The 17,444-nt window shown below is 69.0% G+C and carries 13 protein-coding genes; 11 read left to right on the top strand and 2 right to left on the bottom strand.

Translation table 11 applies throughout. The annotated features are described in order from the left end of the window. The first annotated feature begins 344 nt into the window (after positions 1-344). Positions 345-1,451: a glycosyltransferase family 4 protein gene (locus O5K39_RS08090; protein ID WP_271146763.1), complete on the top strand. Its 1,107-nt coding sequence runs from the start codon at positions 345-347 to the stop codon at positions 1,449-1,451. A gap of 123 nt (positions 1,452-1,574) precedes the next feature. Next, on the top strand, positions 1,575-3,722 hold the full coding sequence (locus O5K39_RS08085) for an amylo-alpha-1,6-glucosidase (RefSeq protein WP_271146762.1): 2,148 nt from the start codon (positions 1,575-1,577) through the stop codon (positions 3,720-3,722). Positions 3,723-3,771: 49 nt separating this feature from the next. Here O5K39_RS08085 and O5K39_RS08080 read toward each other — a convergent pair whose 3' ends face one another. Further along, a complete protein-coding gene (locus tag O5K39_RS08080) occupies positions 3,772-4,467 on the bottom strand; it encodes a CAP domain-containing protein (protein WP_271146761.1) in 696 nt (231 codons plus the stop codon). Between the two features lie 166 nt (positions 4,468-4,633). On the opposite strand from O5K39_RS08080, the gene glnD reads away from it, so the two are divergent. Then, complete coding sequence (gene glnD, locus O5K39_RS08075) at positions 4,634-7,342, top strand: [protein-PII] uridylyltransferase (protein ID WP_271146760.1); 2,709 nt, start codon at positions 4,634-4,636, stop codon at positions 7,340-7,342. Between the two features lie 9 nt (positions 7,343-7,351). After that, positions 7,352-8,950: a murein biosynthesis integral membrane protein MurJ gene (murJ, locus tag O5K39_RS08070; RefSeq protein ID WP_271146759.1), complete on the top strand. Its 1,599-nt coding sequence runs from the start codon at positions 7,352-7,354 to the stop codon at positions 8,948-8,950. A 39-nt stretch (positions 8,951-8,989) separates the two neighbouring features. On the opposite strand, the gene mutY is transcribed toward murJ, so the two are convergent. Beyond that, the gene (gene mutY, locus O5K39_RS08065; RefSeq protein ID WP_271146758.1) at positions 8,990-10,033 is read right to left on the bottom strand and encodes an A/G-specific adenine glycosylase; all 1,044 of its coding nucleotides are present in this window, start codon (positions 10,031-10,033) and stop codon (positions 8,990-8,992) included. A gap of 20 nt (positions 10,034-10,053) precedes the next feature. On the opposite strand from mutY, the gene O5K39_RS08060 reads away from it, so the two are divergent. From O5K39_RS08060 to O5K39_RS08030, 7 genes are all read left to right on the top strand, one after another. After that, the gene (locus O5K39_RS08060) at positions 10,054-10,623 is read left to right on the top strand and encodes a DciA family protein (protein ID WP_271146757.1); all 570 of its coding nucleotides are present in this window, start codon (positions 10,054-10,056) and stop codon (positions 10,621-10,623) included. Between the two features lie 17 nt (positions 10,624-10,640). Continuing rightward, positions 10,641-11,030 (top strand): hypothetical protein, encoded by a 390-nt coding sequence (locus O5K39_RS08055; RefSeq protein WP_271146756.1) that lies wholly within the window; start codon positions 10,641-10,643, stop codon positions 11,028-11,030. Between the two features lie 326 nt (positions 11,031-11,356). After that, positions 11,357-12,019, top strand: coding sequence for a thioredoxin domain-containing protein (locus tag O5K39_RS08050; protein ID WP_271146755.1), 663 nt, complete (start codon positions 11,357-11,359; stop codon positions 12,017-12,019). A 27-nt stretch (positions 12,020-12,046) separates the two neighbouring features. Next, positions 12,047-12,661, top strand: a complete 615-nt coding sequence (locus O5K39_RS08045) for a thioredoxin domain-containing protein (RefSeq protein WP_271147127.1) — start codon at positions 12,047-12,049, stop codon at positions 12,659-12,661. A 12-nt stretch (positions 12,662-12,673) separates the two neighbouring features. Beyond that, positions 12,674-13,288 (top strand): DsbA family protein, encoded by a 615-nt coding sequence (locus tag O5K39_RS08040; protein WP_271146754.1) that lies wholly within the window; start codon positions 12,674-12,676, stop codon positions 13,286-13,288. A 4-nt stretch (positions 13,289-13,292) separates the two neighbouring features. Beyond that, on the top strand, positions 13,293-13,910 hold the full coding sequence (locus tag O5K39_RS08035) for a DsbA family protein (RefSeq protein WP_271146753.1): 618 nt from the start codon (positions 13,293-13,295) through the stop codon (positions 13,908-13,910). Positions 13,911-14,006: 96 nt separating this feature from the next. After that, positions 14,007-17,444 carry an AAA family ATPase gene (locus tag O5K39_RS08030; RefSeq protein ID WP_271146752.1) on the top strand — a complete coding sequence of 1,146 codons (3,438 nt, stop codon included), beginning with the start codon at positions 14,007-14,009 and terminating at the stop codon, positions 17,442-17,444.

Genomic DNA, 17,444 nt, shown 5'->3' with positions numbered 1-17,444 from the left:
CCTCGCAGGCAGTGGCCCAGAGCGAAGGATTTCAGCCAAAGCTTACAGTGGCCTATCAACCTGTTCCGAGGGAGGGTCGAGCGTGTGCGGGCTGCCGGCTCTTCAGACCGGGCAAGGAAGCGGACGCACCAGGAAAGTGCATCGTCGTTGCCGGCCCAATCAGAGCGAATGGCTGGTGCGTGCTGCACGACGTGAAATGACAAGGTAGAAATGTCTGCAACCGCGCAATTCGCCTTCTGTAACCGACCGATATCGTTGCGGATTTTGGCTCTCGCGGGGGGAACCTTGTCCGCACTTTTCTGTTGATCCCTACGGCCCGGCTAAGCGGGTCGGGAACATCCGCCATGAAGATCGCCCAGGTCACTCCGCTTTACGAGGCCGTTCCTCCGAAGCTTTACGGGGGGACCGAACGGGTGGTCGCCCATCTGACGGACGCCCTGGTCGATCTGGGCCATGAGGTCACTTTGTTCGCCAGCGCCGATGCGCGCACCAAGGCGAAGCTGATCCCCGTGCGCGATCAGGCGATCCGGCTGGATCCCTCGCCGCTGAAGTCCGACCTGGCGGCTCACATGACCATGCTCTCGGAGGTCATGGACCGGATCGACGATTTCGACGTCGTCCATTTCCACACCGACATGATCCAGTTTCCGATGTTCCGGAAGTACGCCGGCAAGACCCTGACCACCCTGCACGGGCGGCTCGACATGAAGGACCTGCCCGAGGTCTATGAGCGGTTCGGCGAATACGGACTGGTGTCCATCTCGGACGACCAGCGCCGGCCCCTGGCCTTCGCCAACTGGCGCGCGACCGTGCATCACGGGATGCCGGCCGAACAGTACAAATTCCATGCGACGTCGAAGGGCTATCTGGCCTTCCTGGGTCGTATCTCGCCGGAGAAACGGCCGGATCGGGCCATCGAGATCGCGCTCAAGCTCGGCAAGCGACTGAAGATGGCGGCCAAGGTCGATGCGGCGGACAAGGTCTATTATGAGACGAAGATCAAACCCCTGATCGAATCCAGCCCCCTGATCGAGTTCATCGGCGAGATCGGCGATCATCAGAAGTCCGACTTCCTGGGCGGTGCCGAGGCCTTGCTGTTCCCCATCGACTGGCCCGAGCCCTTCGGTCTGGTGATGATCGAGGCCATGGCCTGCGGCACGCCGGTCGTTGCGTTCAAATGTGGTTCGACGACCGAGGTCATCGAGGACGGCGCGACCGGCTTCCTCGTCGACACGATGGAACAGGCGATCGCGGCGACGGACCGGGTCGGTCTTCTGGATCGCGAAGCCATCCGCGCCCGGTTCGAGCTGCGGTTCTCGGCCCAGGCGATGGCGAGGCGTTACGTCGATGTCTACCATGACCTGCTGGCGGTCCAGCCGGTCATCAAGTCGCCGGTCAATGACGTCGTGACGCCGCTGCATGAGCCACGCAGTTTCGGCAACGTCGCCTGAAACACGACGTCAGCGGTTCAAGCTGAACCGTTCGCAGTCTGGGGCATTCGTCACCTGAGCGGCCCGCAAGCGCCGCATTCGGGTGACACGTTCGAACGTCCCCAAGCCGCGCATAGAGACCTCATGGACGATACCTATTCGGTTCAGACCACGGCCGCCGAAACCTCGGACAGCGGCGGACTGGATACGCTCCAGGCGCTGAAGGACGGCGATACCTTTCTGGTGGCCGACACCTGGGGCGACCTGAAGGGCGGGGCCGACGGCCTGTTCGATCAGGACACCCGCATTCTGTCGCGCCTGACCCTGTCAGCGGGGCTGGCGCGGCCGTCGCGGCTGAGCAGCGGCGTGTCGCGCGACAACGTCTTTTTCACCGCCCACCTGACCAACCGCCCCCTGCCCCCGATGGGTGGACGGTCGGCGCCGGCGGGGGTGCTGCATATCGAGCGGCGGCGGTTCCTGTGGGACCGGCGGATGTTCGAGCGGGTGCGGGTGGTCAACCACGGCATCGAGGACGTTCTGCTGCCGCTAGCCTTCGATTTCGGGGCCGATTTCGCCGACATCTTCCAGGTGCGGGGCACTTTGCGCGAGAAGCGCGGGACCCAGCATACGCCGACGCATGACGGTCGCCGCGTCACCTTCCGCTATACCGGTCTGGACGATGTCGAGCGGACCAGTTGCCTGTCCTTCTCCGAGCCCCCCGCCCGCCTGACCGCCAGTCGCGCCGAGTTCATGTTCAGCCTGCCCATGGGCAAGCGGATCGACCTCTACATCGAATGCGGCGGCAATGCCTGCGAGGCTCCAGACGCGCTGCGCTGGCGTCAGAATGCGCTTAAGGCCCAGCTGTCGATGCGTCAGAGGCGGCGGCGCGGCGCCTCCCTTCGCGGCCCTCGCAGCCCCCTTTTCAACGCCTGGCTCGACCAGAGCCGCGCCGACATCGCCCTTCTGACCACCGACCTGCCGACCGGCCCCTACCCTTACGCGGGGACGCCGTGGTTCTCGACCCCGTTCGGGCGCGACGGGATCCTGAGCGCGTGGCAGATGCTGTGGCTCGATCCGTCGCTGGCGCGTGGCGTCCTGACCTATCTGGCCCGGCGTCAGGCGACCGAGGTCTCCGCCTTCCGTGACAGCCAGCCCGGCAAGATCATGCACGAGACCCGGGGTGGCGAGATGAGCGCCCTGCACGAGGTGCCGTTCGGCCTCTACTACGGCGGGGTAGACACCACCTGCCTGTTCATCGCCCTGGCGGGTGCCTACGCCCGGCGTACCGGAGACCTGGAGCTGATCCGGACCCTGTGGCCCAATCTGGTCGCGGCGTCCGAGTGGATGCGCGACTATGGCGACAGCAACGGCGACGGCCTGATCGACTATGCCCGCGCCGCCGAGACCGGCCTGTCGAACCAGGGCTGGAAAGACTCCGAAGACTCCATCTTCCACCGCGACGGCCGCTTCCCCAAGGGTCCGATCGCCCTGCTGGAAGTCCAGGGCTATGCCTATGCCGCCTGGCTGGCGATGGCCGATCTCGGTGCGCGTCTCGGCGACGCCCGCGCCCAGGCCTGGGAAGACCATGCCCACGAGGTCCGGTTCCTGGTCGAGGACAGGTTCTGGATGGAGGACGAGGGCTTCTACGCCATCGCCCTGGACGGCGACGGGGAACAGGTCCGGTCGATCGGGTCCAACGCGGGCCACCTGTTGTTCAGCGGTTTGCCGTCGGCGGAGCGGGCCAAGCGGGTAACGCGGCGGATGCTGTCGAACGAGTTCCGATCGGGCTGGGGTCTGCGCACCCTGGCCAAGGGTCAGGCCCGGTTTAATCCGATGAGCTATCACAACGGCTCGGTCTGGCCTCACGACACCTCCCTGGCCGTCGCCGGCATGGCCCGCTACGGCGAGCGCGACGCCGTGGCCATGATCATCAGCGAGATCTACACCGCCGCCAGCCATTTCCAGATGCGCCTGCCCGAACTGTTTTGCGGCTTCGACCGCGAACCGGGCGAGGGCCCGATCGCCTATCCGGTCGCCTGCCTGCCCCAGGCCTGGGCGGCGGGATCGGCCTTCCTGATGCTTCAGGCGGCGCTGGGCGTGGACGTCGATGCGCTGAACGGCGTCGTCACCGTCACCAACCCCACCCTGCCGAACGGCGTCGACCGCCTGGCGGTCACCGACCTGCGGGTCGGGGGCTCGAAAGTCGATCTAATCTTCGAACGTATCGGCGAGGGAACCGTGCTGATGCCGCGCGGAAAGTCGGGGGATGTTCGGATTCTGACGGCGCGGTAGGTCGCCCCTCGTCCTCGTTCGCCAGGCGACGAACGGGGAGGAGTCGGGTCTACGGCATCGCCGCTCGTGCCGCGCCCGCCGGCTTCCTCGGCGCGTATCCGTAGTCGATCACGCACATATAGCTGAACACCGTGTGCGGGCCGCAGCCGACGCCGGCGCGGACATAGCCGGGGCGGAACAGGTTTACGCGATGGCCCCGGTCACGGACATTGTCGTCGACCAGCAGCTGGATGATGACCTCGCGCGCGGTGTCATAGCCGTAGGAGATGTTCTCGCCGCCATAGGGCTCGCCGCCGCGACGGGCAACGCGGGTGGCGAAGTCCCAGCCGTCGGAGGAGTGGTGGCCGATGTAGCCGGCCGGTCCCTGGTCACGCGCATGGTCGGCGGCGGCCAGGCCCAGGATCGTATCGGGCTGGAGCGGGGGCATCGGCGACTGGGCCTGGAGAAAGCGAATCGCTTCGTCCACGGCGGCGACGCCTTCGCGGGTCTGGATCGAGATCCGGCCCGGGCGAATGACGACGTCGCCCCGGAACTGGGCGCGATAGGCTTGCAGCACAGCGACATAGCCCTGCGGGTCGGCCCGCATCAGGTTCATCTCGTCGAAGACCTCGCGCGACAGCTGGCCGGCACCCCCGCCGGGGCCGGTGCTGGCCGGCATGGCGGTCACGAGCCGATCCGTCGCCCCCAGGGCCATGAGGCCCGGGGCAGCGCAAAGCACCGCTGCGGCGAATAGAAAGCGTTTCAAGAAGTCAGCCCCGACTTGTTGAAGCGACACTGCCTCAGGAAATCACGGGTTTCCAGACCACACGCCCCTCAGGCGAAGCTTGGCGACGAGGTGTCGCATGAGACCCACAGATTCCCGGTCGATGGCGTCCAAACGGTCAAGGATTGTGCCTATAGTATGCGGGCCGATGCCCGCCAGTCCCCCCGCCAATGCCGAACTCTCCGACCTCGACCGGCGTCTTGACGCCCTGGTCGGGGGGCCGAACGTGCGGGCCGAGGTCGCGACCCTGCTGGGCGCGCACCATGCCGCCGCCCGCCACAGGATCGGGTCGAAACTGGCGAACGGCCTGGGCGGGGTCGAGGTCGCCCGGCTGTATTGTCAGGCGGCGGACGAGATCCTGATCGCCCTGTGGCGATTCACCACCGAGACCCTCTACCCCTCCCCTGCTCCAAACGAGGCCGAGCGGCTGTCGCTGATCGCGGTGGGTGGATACGGACGCGGCGTTCTGGCGCCGTTTTCGGACCTGGACCTGCTGTTCCTGCGGCCGTGGAAGACGACGGCCCGGACCGAGACGGTGGCCGCCTTCGTCCTCTATGTGCTGTGGGATCTGGGGCTCAAGGTCGGATCGGCGGCGCGGGCGGTCGAGGAATGCTTGGCCCTGTCTCGCACCGACATGGTGGTGCGCACCACCCTGCTGGAAGCGCGGTATCTGGCCGGGGACCGGCTGCTGACCGAGGATTTCCTGTGGCGGTTCCGGGGGATGGTGACCAACGCCGACCCCCGCCCCTTCATCGCCGCCAAGCTCGAGGAACGCGCCGCCCGGCATGAAAAGGTCGGAGCCGTTCGATACCGTGTCGAGCCCAACATCAAGGACGGCAAAGGAGGCTTGCGCGACCTCAACACCCTGTTCTGGATCGCGCGGTCGCTGGCACCCAATTCCGTGCTGGGGGCGGCGGTGCTGGACGACCTGCTGACGTCGCGGGAGCGACGGACCTTCGAAGAAGCGTTCGATTTCCTGTGGCGAGTGCGGGCGCATCTGCACCTGACGGCCGGCCGCGCCGAGGAGAAGCTGACCTTCGACCTCCAGCCCGAGGTGGCGCGGCGGATGGGCTGGCGCGGGCGCGGCGACGAGCCGGCGGTCGAACGGTTCATGCGCCGGTACTTTCTGGTCGCGCGCGACGTCGGCGCACTGACCCGCGCTATGAGCGCGACGCTTGAGGCACGCCAGCAGAAGAAGACGATGAGCCTGTCGCGGCTGATCCCGGGGCGGAAGCGAAACCTGGGCGTCGAGGGTTTCATCGAAGAGGGCGGCCGACTGTCGGTGACGGGGCCTGAGGTCTTTGCCGAAGATCCGGTCAAGCTGCTGAAACTCTTCGTCTGTGCCGATCAGCACGACCTGGACGTCCATCCCCACGCCTTTTCGGCCGTGACCCGGTCGCTGGGGCTGGTGACGCCGAAACTCAGGCGCAATCCGGAGGCGACGGCGGCGCTGCTGCACATCCTGGCGCACGGCGCGCGGCCCTATCGGGTCCTGACCATCATGAACGAGACGGGTCTGCTGGGCCGGTTCCTGCCCGAATGGGGGCGGATCGTCGGCCAGACCCAGTTCAACATGTACCACGCCTATACGGTCGACGAGCACACGCTCCAGGCCATCGGCATCATCAACGACATCGCGCGCGGCAAGCTGAAGCACGACCATCCCAACGCCTCGGCCATCATCCACCTGATCGCCGATCCGGAGGTGCTGATGCTGGCCATGCTGCTGCACGACGTCGGCAAGGGCGGCGAGCGGGGCCAGCTCGAGGACGGCGCCATCGCCGCGCGCCGGGCCTGTGTGCGCCTGGGCGTCGATCCCCGCCGCATCGAGCTGGTGGTCTGGCTGGTTCGGAATCACCTGGCCCTGTCCGACTATGCCCAGAAACGCGACACCTCCGACCCCGCCACCATCCGCGCCTTCGCCGAACTGGTCGGCGATCCCGAGCGGCTGAGGCTGCTGCAGGTCCTGACCGTCGCCGACATCCGGGCGGTGGGACCGGGCGTCTGGAACAGCTGGAAGGGGCAGTTGATCACCAGCCTGTACAATGCCACCGAGGCCCTGTTCCGGGGCGAGGACGTCCAGGCGCTGGACCCCCTGGCCGACCACGCCGAACTGGTCGCGCGGGCGGCGCAGACGGGCGCGGCGGTTGAGACGCGTCAGGGACCGGGCCGGATCGAATCGACGACCCAGATTTCTCTGGCCGCCCGGGATCGCCCCGGCCTGTTCGCCGACCTGACCGCCGCGCTGGCCGCCGCCGGAGCCGATGTGACCGGCGCGCGGGTCGCCACCACGCCCGACGGCACGGTGCTGGACGTCTTTCAGGTCCAGGACGGCGCCGACGCCCCCTATGGCCAGAACGAGCCGCGCCGCCTGACCACCCTGGTCGCCGCGCTGGAAGCCGCGGCCCGGGGCGAGACCCCGATCGCCCCCCCGCCCATGCCCGCCGCAACCCCGCGCCGGGCCGTTTTCGACGTGCGGCCCGTGGTGATGATTGACACGGCGGCGTCGGATACGGCGACGGTGATCGAGGTCTCTGGCGCCGACCGGCCGGGGCTGCTGGCCGAGCTGTCGCGCACCCTGACGGACCTCGGCCTGTCGATCCGCTCGGCCCACGTCGCCGGCTATGGCGAGCGGGCGGTGGACAGTTTCTATGTCGTAGATCGCAAGGGCCGGAAGGTCTTCGCGGAACAGATCCTGACCGAGATCCAGACGGCGCTGGAAGCGGTGCTGGAACGCACCCCCGCCGCCCCGGCCGGCCGCCGCATCACCGCCGCCCGGGCCAGCGCCCGCGATGTCTCCGACCTGAACCGCCCGATCCGCCGCAAGGCCGTTTCACCGGTGCCGGAAGCGCGCTAGAGGCCGCCGATGTCCCTCGCCCGCAACACCATCGTCCAGTCGACCCTGACGCTCGGCAGCCGCATCCTGGGGTTCGCGCGGGATCTCGTGCTGTCCGCGCGGTTCGGCCAAGGGCCGATGATGGACGCCTTCACCACGGCCCTCATGCTGCCCAACATGTTCCGCCGCCTGTTCGCCGAGGGCGCCTTCGCCCAGGCCTTCGTGCCCATCTACGGCGGGGTCCGCGCCGCCGAGGGCGAGGAGGCGGCGGCCGTCACCGCGTCCGAAGCACTGTCCTTCCTGTTGGCCGTCGTCGCGGCCTTCTGCATCGTCGCCCAGGTCGCGATGCCTTGGATCATGCCCTGGCTGCTTTCGGCGTATCGCGACAATCCCGGCGTGATGGTGGCTGCCGTCACGGCCGCCCAGCTGACCATGCCCTATCTGGTCTTCATGACCATCGCCTCGCTGTTGTCGGGCGTCCTGAACACGGGCGGACAGTTCGCCTTGTCGGCCGCCGTTCCCGTTTTCCTCAATCTTTGCACCCTTGTCGCCCTGTTCGCCCCTGCCTTCATTCCGATGAGCCAGCCCGACATCTTGCTGGCGGTCTCGGCGGCCGTGACGGTGTCGGGCGTCATTCAGGCGGGGCTGCTGTGGTGGGGCGTTCGTCGTCTCGGCATCCGACTGAGAATCTCCTGGCCGACCCTGACCACGGGTGTTCGAAAGACCCTGACGCTGGCCATTCCCGGTGTCTTGGCCGGAGGTGCGTTGCAGATCAACGCCGTCGTCAGCCAGTTTTTGACCGGGTCGGACGTGGGCGCGCGTTCGGTGCTCTACAACGCCGACCGCCTGTACCAGCTGCCGCTCGGTCTCGTAGGCGTGGCGATCGGTCTCGCACTCGTACCCCGTCTGACCAAGGCCTTCGTCTCAGGCGATCACGAGGGTGGTCAGAGGACGCTGGACGACGGCATCACCCTGGCCATGGCCTTCACCCTGCCGGCCGCCGTCGCCCTGTTCGTCATGCCCTTCGTGGTCATCGACGCCACCATGACGCGCGATGCCTTCACCTCGGCCGACGCGGCTCGCACCGCCGACGTCCTTCGCCAGTTCGCCTGGGGCGTGCCCGCCTTCGTCCTGGCCAAGGTGCTGACCCCGCCCTTCTTCGCGCGGATGGATACGCGCCGGCCGATGATCTTCGCCATCACTTCGGTGGTGATCACCGTGATCCTGGGGGCCGGGCTGTTCTTCTGGTTCAGCCGGATCGGCGTCGACGGCGTCCTGGGCCTGGCCATCGCCACCTCGGTTTCGGCCTGGGTCAATGTCGCACTTCTGGGCGGCACATTGATCCGCGAGAAGGCCTGGCACGCCTCGCCCCGGTTCGTGTCGCGCATCGCCCGCGTCCTGGCCGCCAGCGCGGCCATGGCCGGCGTATTGTTCGCCGCCAGCGTCTTCTACGAGGACCTGTCAAGATGGCTGCTGGCAAAGGAGATCGCGGTGCTGGTGGTCTGCGGCGTCGGCGGCATGGTCTATGCCGCCTGCCTGATCGCGTTCCACGCCGTGACCCCCGCCGAGCTCAAGGCAGTCCTGCGTCGCGAACCGGGGGCGCCGACCGTCAATGGCGGGCTCGACTAACGCTCCTGCCTGTTACCAAGCGACGGGGTAGCGAAGACATCATGCCGCCAACCCCCGCGTCAGCGCCTTGGCAAAGACGGTCGGCAAGGCCTTGAGCGCCTCGCCTTCGGGGGTCCAGATGAAGTCTCCCTCGCCTTCCGCCACCTTGACCGACAGGGTCAGGCTGAAGTGGGTGAAGACGTGTTCGATCGCGCCAGCGTCCGCCCAGTCGGCTGCGACGGGAGCGGCATGCGATACTAACCCGGCCCACTCCCCCGTCGGCAGGCCCAGCATCCCGCCAAGCAATCCCTTGTCCGGCCGCCGTACCAGAGCCACCCGCCCCTGGCCGTCCCGCAGCACCCAGGCCGTGCCCAGCCGATGGGGCCGGTCGGCCTTTTTCGTCTTCACCGGATAGCGTTCCGGCGCGCCCGTCGCATAGCCCGCGCACCAGGCACTGACCGGACAGATCAGGCAGAGCGGCGACTTGGGCCGGCACACGGTCGCGCCGAGGTCCATCAGGGCCTGGGCCCAGTCTCCGGGACGATCTTCCGTCACCAGCGATCCGGCCAGCCGCGCCAGCTCCGGTTTCGCCGCAGGAACCGGCGTCTCGACCGCGAACAGCCGGGCCATGACCCGTTCGACATTGCCGTCCACGACATTGGCCGGCCGATCAAAGGCGATCGCCGCCACCGCCGCCGCCGTGTAGGCCCCGACGCCCGGCAAGGCCCGCAAGCCCGCCTCGGTATCCGGAAACACCCCGCCATGCTCGCCCGCCACCGCCCGCGCGCAGGCCAGCAAATTGCGGGCGCGGGCGTAGTATCCGAGGCCCGCCCAGGCCGCCATCAGGTCCCCGTCCTCCGCCGCCGCCAGATCACCCACCGTCGGCCACCGCGCGGTGAAGCTGAGGAAATAGGGCGTCGCGTGCGGCACCGTCGTCTGTTGCAGCATGACCTCGGACAGCCAGACCCGGTAGGGATCGGTCCGCACCCCCGACCCCGGCGGCGCTCGCCACGGCAGGGTCCGCGCAGCCTCGTCGTACCAGGCCAGCAGGGCGGCGCGGACGGCGGCAATCTGATCGGAAGCGGAGCGGGCGACGTCGGTCATCGGTTCGGCTATATAGGGCCATGGCCCGCGACCTGCCCACGGAAAGCGAGACCCGCGAGATCCTGTCGCGGCGACGGACGCGCCCCGCGCCGCGCCCGGCACCGCCTGCGGGTCGGGCGCTCGCCCCCTTCATTCGCGAGCTGGACGAGAAATACGGGCGCGGGGCCGGGGCGCTGGAGCCGCGCTGGCGCGAGATCGTCGGCGATCAGCTGGCCCGCGTCACCCGTCCCCAGAAACTGACCAAGGGCCGCGCCGGTTCGGGGGGCACCCTGGAGCTGCGCGTCGCCGGCCCCGCCGCCCTGCTGGTCCAGCATCAGTCGGCCGAGATCCTGTCGCGCGTCAACCTGTTCCTCGGCCCCGGCGCGGTGGAAAAGCTGCGTATCGCGCAAGGGCCGGTGAAACCCCTCCCCCAACCCGCCGCCTCCACAAAGGGCGCGCGCCGCCGCATCGACCCCCTCGACGCCGCCGCCGAGGCGGATCTGGCGAAGTCGGTGGAAGCCGCGCCTGACGCGCTGAAGGCCGCGCTGGCCAATCTCGGGCGGGCCGTGCTGTCGGACAAGGCGAAGGGCAAGATGGATCGGACGCGTTGATGCCAGCGACAATCTCTATGCCTGACCTTCACCGCGACGGCTGGTCTCTCGACGATGCCGAGGTTCGGCAAAAGGAGAACCCGCAGACTTTTCACATCCCCGACATTCGCATCAGACGCGCCTTGCGGCCCGGTGATCTGGCGAAACTCATATTCAAGCTTGCCGTCGACGATGAAGCGCAGGAAGCAGTGGAGCGGATGTGGGTCGTCGTGAGCGAACGACTGGAGGCGGGCGTCTACATCGGCCTTCTCGACAATCAGCCCTCAGAGATCGCAGAGAACGATGTCTTTTGGCTCGGCTCAGAACTCCCATTCGAGGCCCGGCACGTCATTGACGCCGATATGGGGGACGAGAAGACGCGCGCCTGGGCGGCCAGGGGGCCCTTAAGCAGATGGCCGCGCGGTTGAGATCAGCTTAGCTGGACCGCTTCGCCTTGCGCTTCCTGAAAGCCTCGAAATCGAATGGTTGAGGTTCACCGCTCTGCTCTCCAGCGATCAGGGCGCGGCTGATCCGATCACGGTCACACACAGGCAATGATGGAGTTGTGAGCTTCATGAGCCCTTTGGCTGGAGACATGACATTTAGCTCATCAATAATCACCAAGAGATAGGCGGAGTTGTTCGGCCCTGCCATCCATGCGACCCGTCCACACGTTGACAAAACTTCGCCGCACCTGTTCTCGACAATCGGTGTCGTGCGGACCGTCCCATCCTCGGGGAATCGCGCGATCATCATGACCCGCCGCCTTCAGGATCTCGCCATGCGCGCCACGATACCCTTCACCTTCGCCGCCATGAGCCGGCGGGCGGCCATCACCGGCGCGGCGCTGGCGACCATTGCGATGGCGGCCTGTTCCGGCGGAGCGGGCAAGCCGGCCGAGGGCGATATCGGGATGGGCGCGCCCGAGGGGGCCAAGGTCACGGTCGTCGAATACGCCTCGGTGACGTGCAGCCACTGCGCCGAATGGCAGGAGCAGACCTGGCCCGCCTTCAAGGCCAAATACGTCGACAACAACAAGGTGCGCTATGTCTTCCGCGAGTTCCCGACCTCGCCCGTCCCCGTCGCCACGGCCGGGTTCCTGATCGCGCGCTGTGCCGGCGAGGACAAGTATTTCGACGTGATCCACAAGATCATGGCCAGCCAGGACCAGATTTTCGGCGGCGTCCCGCCCCGTGACGTTCTGCTGCCGATCGCCCTGGAGGCGGGGCTGAGCGAGGCCCAGTTCCAGACCTGCGTCACCGACCCCGAAGCCATCGCCGGCATGGAGGCGCGGATACGAGCCGGGCTGGACGCCGGAGTCACCGGCACCCCGACATTCCTCGTCAACGGCGAGAAGGTGATCGACACCAGCCTGACCGGCCTGTCAGAGAAGATCGACGCGGCCCTGGCCAAATAAGAGCGGACGGAAACCAACATGACCCCGATGAAGACACTGGCCGGCCTGGCGATGGCTGCAGCGGCCCTGACGCTGGCGGCGTGCGGCGGCGGCTCCGGCGCGGCCGAGGGCGACATGGCGATGGGCGCGGCCGAGGGGGCCAAGGTGACCGTCGTCGAATACGCCTCGCCCACCTGCGGTCACTGCGCGGCATGGCAGAACAACACCTGGCCCGCGTTCAAGGCCAAATACGTCGATACCAACAAGGTCCGCTACGTCTTCCGCGAACTGCCGACCCCGCCCGCCGAGATCGCGGCCGCAGGCTTCCTGATGGCGCGCTGCGCCGGGCCGGACAAGTATTTCGACGTGATCCACGAATTGCTGGCCAACCAGGCCGAGTGGCAGTCAGGCGCGATCAGCCCCCGCGCCTCCCTGGTCAAGACGGCCGGTGGCTTCGGCATGTCCGAGACCCAATTCCAGGAATGCGTGACCGACGAAAAGGCCGTCGCCGCGCTCGAGAAACGCGTCCAGGCCGCGGTCGCCGCCGGGGTGACCGGCACGCCCACCTTCATGGTCAACGGAAAGACCGTCGCCTACACCGGCGGCGAAGGCCCGCCCATGCCGATCCTGGAAGCCGCCATCGACCCCGAACTGGCCAAATAGGGATCGATGTCCGTGCTGCGTCGCCTTCTGTTGATCCTGGCTCTTGCCGTCGCACCCTTGGCGGTCGTGGCCCCCGCCGCCTCGGCCCAGACCCCACCGCCGGTGACGGCCGCCGACCGGGTGCTGGGGCGGGCCGATGCGCCGGTGACGGTGATCGAATACGCCTCCTTCACCTGCCCCCACTGCGGTCACTGGTTCAATGAGGTCTTCCCGGCCTTCAAGGCCCGGTTCATCGACACGGGCCGGGTCAAGCTGGTGTTCCGCGACCTGCCGACCGATCCGCAGCAGTATTCGATGGCTGCCGCCATCATCGGCCGCTGCGCCGCGCCCGGCCGGTTCTTCGACGTCGCGACGTCGCTGTTCGCCGGTCAGGCCTCGCTGGCGACCGGCGGGGGCCGCGCCTGGTTCGACAATGCGCTCGCGGCCAGCGGTCGGACCCGGGAAGAGATGCAGGCCTGTTTCACCGCGCCAGGCCGCCAGGAAGCCCTGAACGCTGACGTCAACGCCGCGATCACGGCGGGCATCACCTCGACCCCCGCCTTCTTCGTCAATGGCAGGGCTTTTGCAGGCGACCCGAACATCGAAGCCCTGGCGACCGCCATAGGGGCCGCCGCTCCCGGACGCTGACCCCATGATCCTGTTCCGTCGTCTCATTCTGGTGCTGATGCTGGCCCTGCCGGTGTGCATCGGTGGGACGGCGACGGCGCAAGGGGCTCCGCCGCGCGTGACGGCGGCCGATCAGGTGCTGGGTGATCCGAACGCGCCGGTGACGGTGATCGAATACGGCTCCTTCGCCTGCCCCCACTGCGCCGAGTGGCAGATCGGGGTCTTTCGCGCCTTCAAGGAACGCTACATCGACACGGGCCAGGTTCGGTTCGTGTTCCGCGACCTGCCGACCCAGCCGGTCCAGGAGGCGATCCGTTCGGCCTCCATCGCCCGCTGCGCGGCACCCGGCCGCTATTTCGACGTCGTCCACACCCTGTTCCTGTGGCAAGGCACGGCCCGCAACTTCGGACCCGTCAGCGAATGGTACAGCCGCGCCGTCGCCGAGACCGGCCGGACACCCGAAGAGATCGCCGCCTGCATGGCCGACCCCGCCGTCGAGGCCGCCATCTGGCGCACGGCTCAGGGCGGGTCGGCGGCGGGTGCTACCAAGACCCCGACCTTCTTCGTCAACGGACAAAAGATGGAAGGCGTCGTGCCGATCGAGGACCTGGCCGCCGCCATCGATCCCCTGCTCAACCGCTGAGTCGCAGCTGATTCCCCCCACGCGATGAATCAGGCTCTATAAGGGGTCGAGCCCCCCAGCGGGCTTTCGTCCCAACCCGTCGGCTCAGGGAGTGCGATGCAGTTCCAGCGCCTCCGCCTTGTGGGTTTCAAGTCCTTCGTCGATGCGTCGGAGGTCTTCATCGAACCCGGCCTGACCGGCATCGTCGGCCCCAACGGCTGCGGCAAGTCCAATGTGCTGGAATCGATGCGCTGGGTCATGGGGGCCAACTCGGCCAAGGCCATGCGCGGCCAGGGCATGGACGACGTCATCTTCGCCGGGGCCTCGAACCGCCCGCCGCGCAACCACGCCGAAGTCCAGCTGACCATCGACAATGCGCAGCGCCGGGCACCCCAGCCCTTCACGGATTCGCCGGTGCTGGAGGTCTCGCGCCGCATCGACCGGGGGCAAGGGTCCACCTATCGGATCAACGGCAAGGAGGTCCGGGCGCGTGATGTCCAGCTTCTGTTCGCCGACGCCTCGACGGGGGCCAACTCTCCCGCCCTGGTGCGTCAGGGCCAGATCAGCGAGCTGATCGCCGCCAAGCCCCAGAACCGCCGCCGTATCCTGGAAGAAGCGGGCGGGGTCGCCGGCCTGCACACCCGACGCCACGAGGCCGAACTGCGTCTCAAGGCGGCCGAGGCCAACCTCGAGCGGCTCGACGACATCGGTCGCGAGCTGGAAACGGCCCTGACCCGGCTGAAGCGCGAGGCGCGTCAGGCCGAGAAGTACAAGAAGATCTCGGCCGAGATCCGGGCGTTGCAGGCCGCGCTTCTGTACGTCCGCTGGAACGACGCGCGGGTCGCGGCCGAAACCGCCGCCGACGAACTGCGCGAGGCCGACCGGGCCGTGACCGATGCGACCGGCGCGGCGGCTCGGGCCCAGACCGCCGCCCTGTCGGCGCAGGAAGGCCTGAAGCCCGCCCGGGAGGAGGACGCCGTCGCCGCCGCCCTGCTGCACCGGGCCAGCCTCGAACGCGACCGGCTCGACATGGCCGAGCAGCAGGCGCGAGCCGAGGTCGAACGCCTGACGGCCGAGGCCGCCCGCATCGCCGCCGACGCCGAGCGTGAGGCCAGGATGGCCGAGGATGCCGCCGCCGAACTGGCCCGGCTGACCGCCGATCTCGACGCCCTGACCGCCGAAGTCGCGGCCGCGCCGGCGCGTGGCCCGGAACTGGACGCGGCGCTGGTCACGGCCGAGGACACCCGCCGCGCCGCCGACGCCGAGGTCGAGCGCATCGCCGGAACCCTGGCCGCCGTCGAAGCCCGCGCCAATGCCGAGACGGCCCGGAAGCGCGACGCCGAAGCCCGCGTCGCCCGCGCCGAGGCGGCTCTGGCCCAGGCCCGGCGTGAACGCGAGGTGCTGGGGCCGCTCGAAACGCCGGAACTGGCGACGGCCCGTACGGCGCTGGAGCAGGCCGCCGATACTCTGACCGCCGCCCGCGCCGCCGTTGAGACCGCGGAAGGCCTGCGCGCAGACCGGGCCCGCGCGGAACAGGATGCCCGCACCGCCGCCCGCGCCGCCGAGGACCGGCTGGGCCGGCTCCAGACCGAGGCGCGGGGCCTGGCTTCCCTGCTGGTCTCGGCCAAGCGCGACCATGCCCCGGCGCTGGACAAGGTCTCGGCCGAAAAGGGCTATGAGGCCGCCCTGGCCGCCGCGCTGGGCGACGACCTGGACGCGGCACTGGATCCGAAGGCCGCCGCCTACTGGGCGGGTGCCACGCCCCCCGCCCCGATCTGGCCCGCCGGGGTGTCGCCCCTGTCGGCCCATGTGAAGGCCCCCGACCAGCTCGCCGCCCGCCTCGCCCTGTGCGGCGTCGTGGACAGGGCGGCGGCCCCCGGTTTCGCCGCCCAGCTGCCCCCCGGCGCGCGGCTGGTGACGAGAGAGGGCGACCTGTTCCGGTGGGACGGGTTCGTCAGCCGGGCAGAGGCCCCCCGCCCCGCCGCCGTCCGCCTCGCCCAGCGCGGACGACTGGCCGAGCTGGAGGCCGCGATCGACGAGGGCAGACCCGCGCTCGACGCCGCCCAGACCGCTCAGAAGGCCGCCACCGAGGCCTTCCGCGCGGCGGAAGAGGCGGTGAAGACCGCGCGCCTAGCCCCCTTCGCCGCCGACAAGGCCGTCACCGCCGCCCGCGACCGGGTCGAGGCCCTGTCCCGCGACCAGGCCCGCCGCGAGGCTCGCTCCCAGGCCCTGGACGAGACCCTGGCGCGTCAGGCCGACGAGGTCGCGGCGGCGCAAGCCGCCCTGGCCGAGGCCCTGACCACCGACGCTCCGTCGGAGACCCTGGCCACCTTGCGCGACGACCTCACCGCCGCCCGCACGGCCGCCGACGCCGCCCGAACCGCCGCAGGCACCGCCCGCGCCGATCGCGACGCCGAGGCCCGCGAACGCACCGGGCGCGAGGCCCGCCTGACGGGTCTGACCCGCGAGCGCGATGGCTGGGCGACGAGGGCCAAGGACGCCGCGGCCCGCATCGCCGCCCTGGCCGGCGACGCCGAAAAATCCGCTGCCCTGCTGGCCCAGGCCCGGACGGCGCCCGAGGCCCTGGCGGCCCAGCGGTCGAAACTGCTCGACACATTGACCGCCGCCGAGACCCGGCGAAAGGCGTCCGCCGACGCCTTGGCCACGGCCGAGACCGAGGCCGGCGATGCAGACCGCGCCTCACGCGCCGCCGACGCCGCCGCCGCCTCTGCGCGCGAGGCCCGCGCCGGTCTGGCCGCACGGGCCGAGGCCGCCGCCGAACGTCTGGCCACGGCCGCCGAGACCGTGCGCGAGACGGCGCAGATGGAGCCCGAGGCCCTGGGTCAGAAGCTGATCGACGACGCCGTCGCCCGCCCGCCGGACGCCGCCGGGGCCGAGAGCCTGCTGTACGGGCTGGAGCGCGAGCGCGAACAGCTGGGTGCCGTCAACCTGCGCGCCGAGGAGGAGGCCGACGAATACGCCGAACGCCTGAACACCATGCGGATCGAGCGGTCGGACCTGACCACCGCCATCGCCCGGCTGAGGGACGGGATCGACGAGCTGAACGCCGAGGGTCGCGAGCGTCTGGTCGCCGCCTTCGACATCATCAACGACAATTTCAAGAGCCTGTTCGAGGCCCTGTTCGGCGGCGGTCAGGCCGAGCTGAAACTGCTCGAGAGCGACGATCCGCTGGAGGCCGGCCTCGAGATCTTCGCCTGTCCGCCCGGCAAGCGGCTGTCGGTCATGTCGCTGATGAGCGGGGGCGAACAGGCCCTGACGGCGGCAGCGCTGATCTTCGCCGTCTTCCTGGCCAACCCCGCGCCGGTCTGCGTGCTGGACGAGGTCGACGCCCCGCTGGACGACGCCAACGTCGACCGGTTCTGCCGGATGCTGAACGAGATGCGCAACCGCACCGACACCCGCTTCATCGTCATCACCCACAACCCGGTGACCATGAGCCGCATGGACCGGCTGTATGGGGTGACCATGCCGGAGCGAGGTGTGAGCCAGTTGGTCAGCGTCGACCTGAAACAGGCCGAGACGCTGGTGGCGTAA

This window comes from Brevundimonas sp. NIBR10 (genome assembly GCF_027912515.1).
Taxonomy (GTDB): domain Bacteria; phylum Pseudomonadota; class Alphaproteobacteria; order Caulobacterales; family Caulobacteraceae; genus Brevundimonas.
This window is presented reverse-complemented; position numbering and strand designations above follow the sequence as displayed.

Bases quoted from the DNA above. Each gene is read 5' to 3' on its own strand.
- glnD (WP_271146760.1), top strand. From the start codon at position 4,634: ATGCCCGCCAGTCCCCCCGCCAATGCCGAACTCTCCGACCTCGACCGG.
- O5K39_RS08030 (WP_271146752.1), top strand. From the start codon at position 14,007: ATGCAGTTCCAGCGCCTCCGCCTTGTGGGTTTCAAGTCCTTCGTCGAT.
- O5K39_RS08060 (WP_271146757.1), top strand. From the start codon at position 10,054: ATGGCCCGCGACCTGCCCACGGAAAGCGAGACCCGCGAGATCCTGTCG.
- mutY (WP_271146758.1), bottom strand. From the start codon at position 10,033: ATGACCGACGTCGCCCGCTCCGCTTCCGATCAGATTGCCGCCGTCCGC.
- murJ (WP_271146759.1), top strand. From the start codon at position 7,352: ATGTCCCTCGCCCGCAACACCATCGTCCAGTCGACCCTGACGCTCGGC.
- O5K39_RS08090 (WP_271146763.1), top strand. From the start codon at position 345: ATGAAGATCGCCCAGGTCACTCCGCTTTACGAGGCCGTTCCTCCGAAG.
- O5K39_RS08035 (WP_271146753.1), top strand. From the start codon at position 13,293: ATGATCCTGTTCCGTCGTCTCATTCTGGTGCTGATGCTGGCCCTGCCG.
- O5K39_RS08050 (WP_271146755.1), top strand. From the start codon at position 11,357: ATGACCCGCCGCCTTCAGGATCTCGCCATGCGCGCCACGATACCCTTC.
- O5K39_RS08085 (WP_271146762.1), top strand. From the start codon at position 1,575: ATGGACGATACCTATTCGGTTCAGACCACGGCCGCCGAAACCTCGGAC.
- O5K39_RS08045 (WP_271147127.1), top strand. From the start codon at position 12,047: ATGAAGACACTGGCCGGCCTGGCGATGGCTGCAGCGGCCCTGACGCTG.
- O5K39_RS08055 (WP_271146756.1), top strand. From the start codon at position 10,641: ATGCCTGACCTTCACCGCGACGGCTGGTCTCTCGACGATGCCGAGGTT.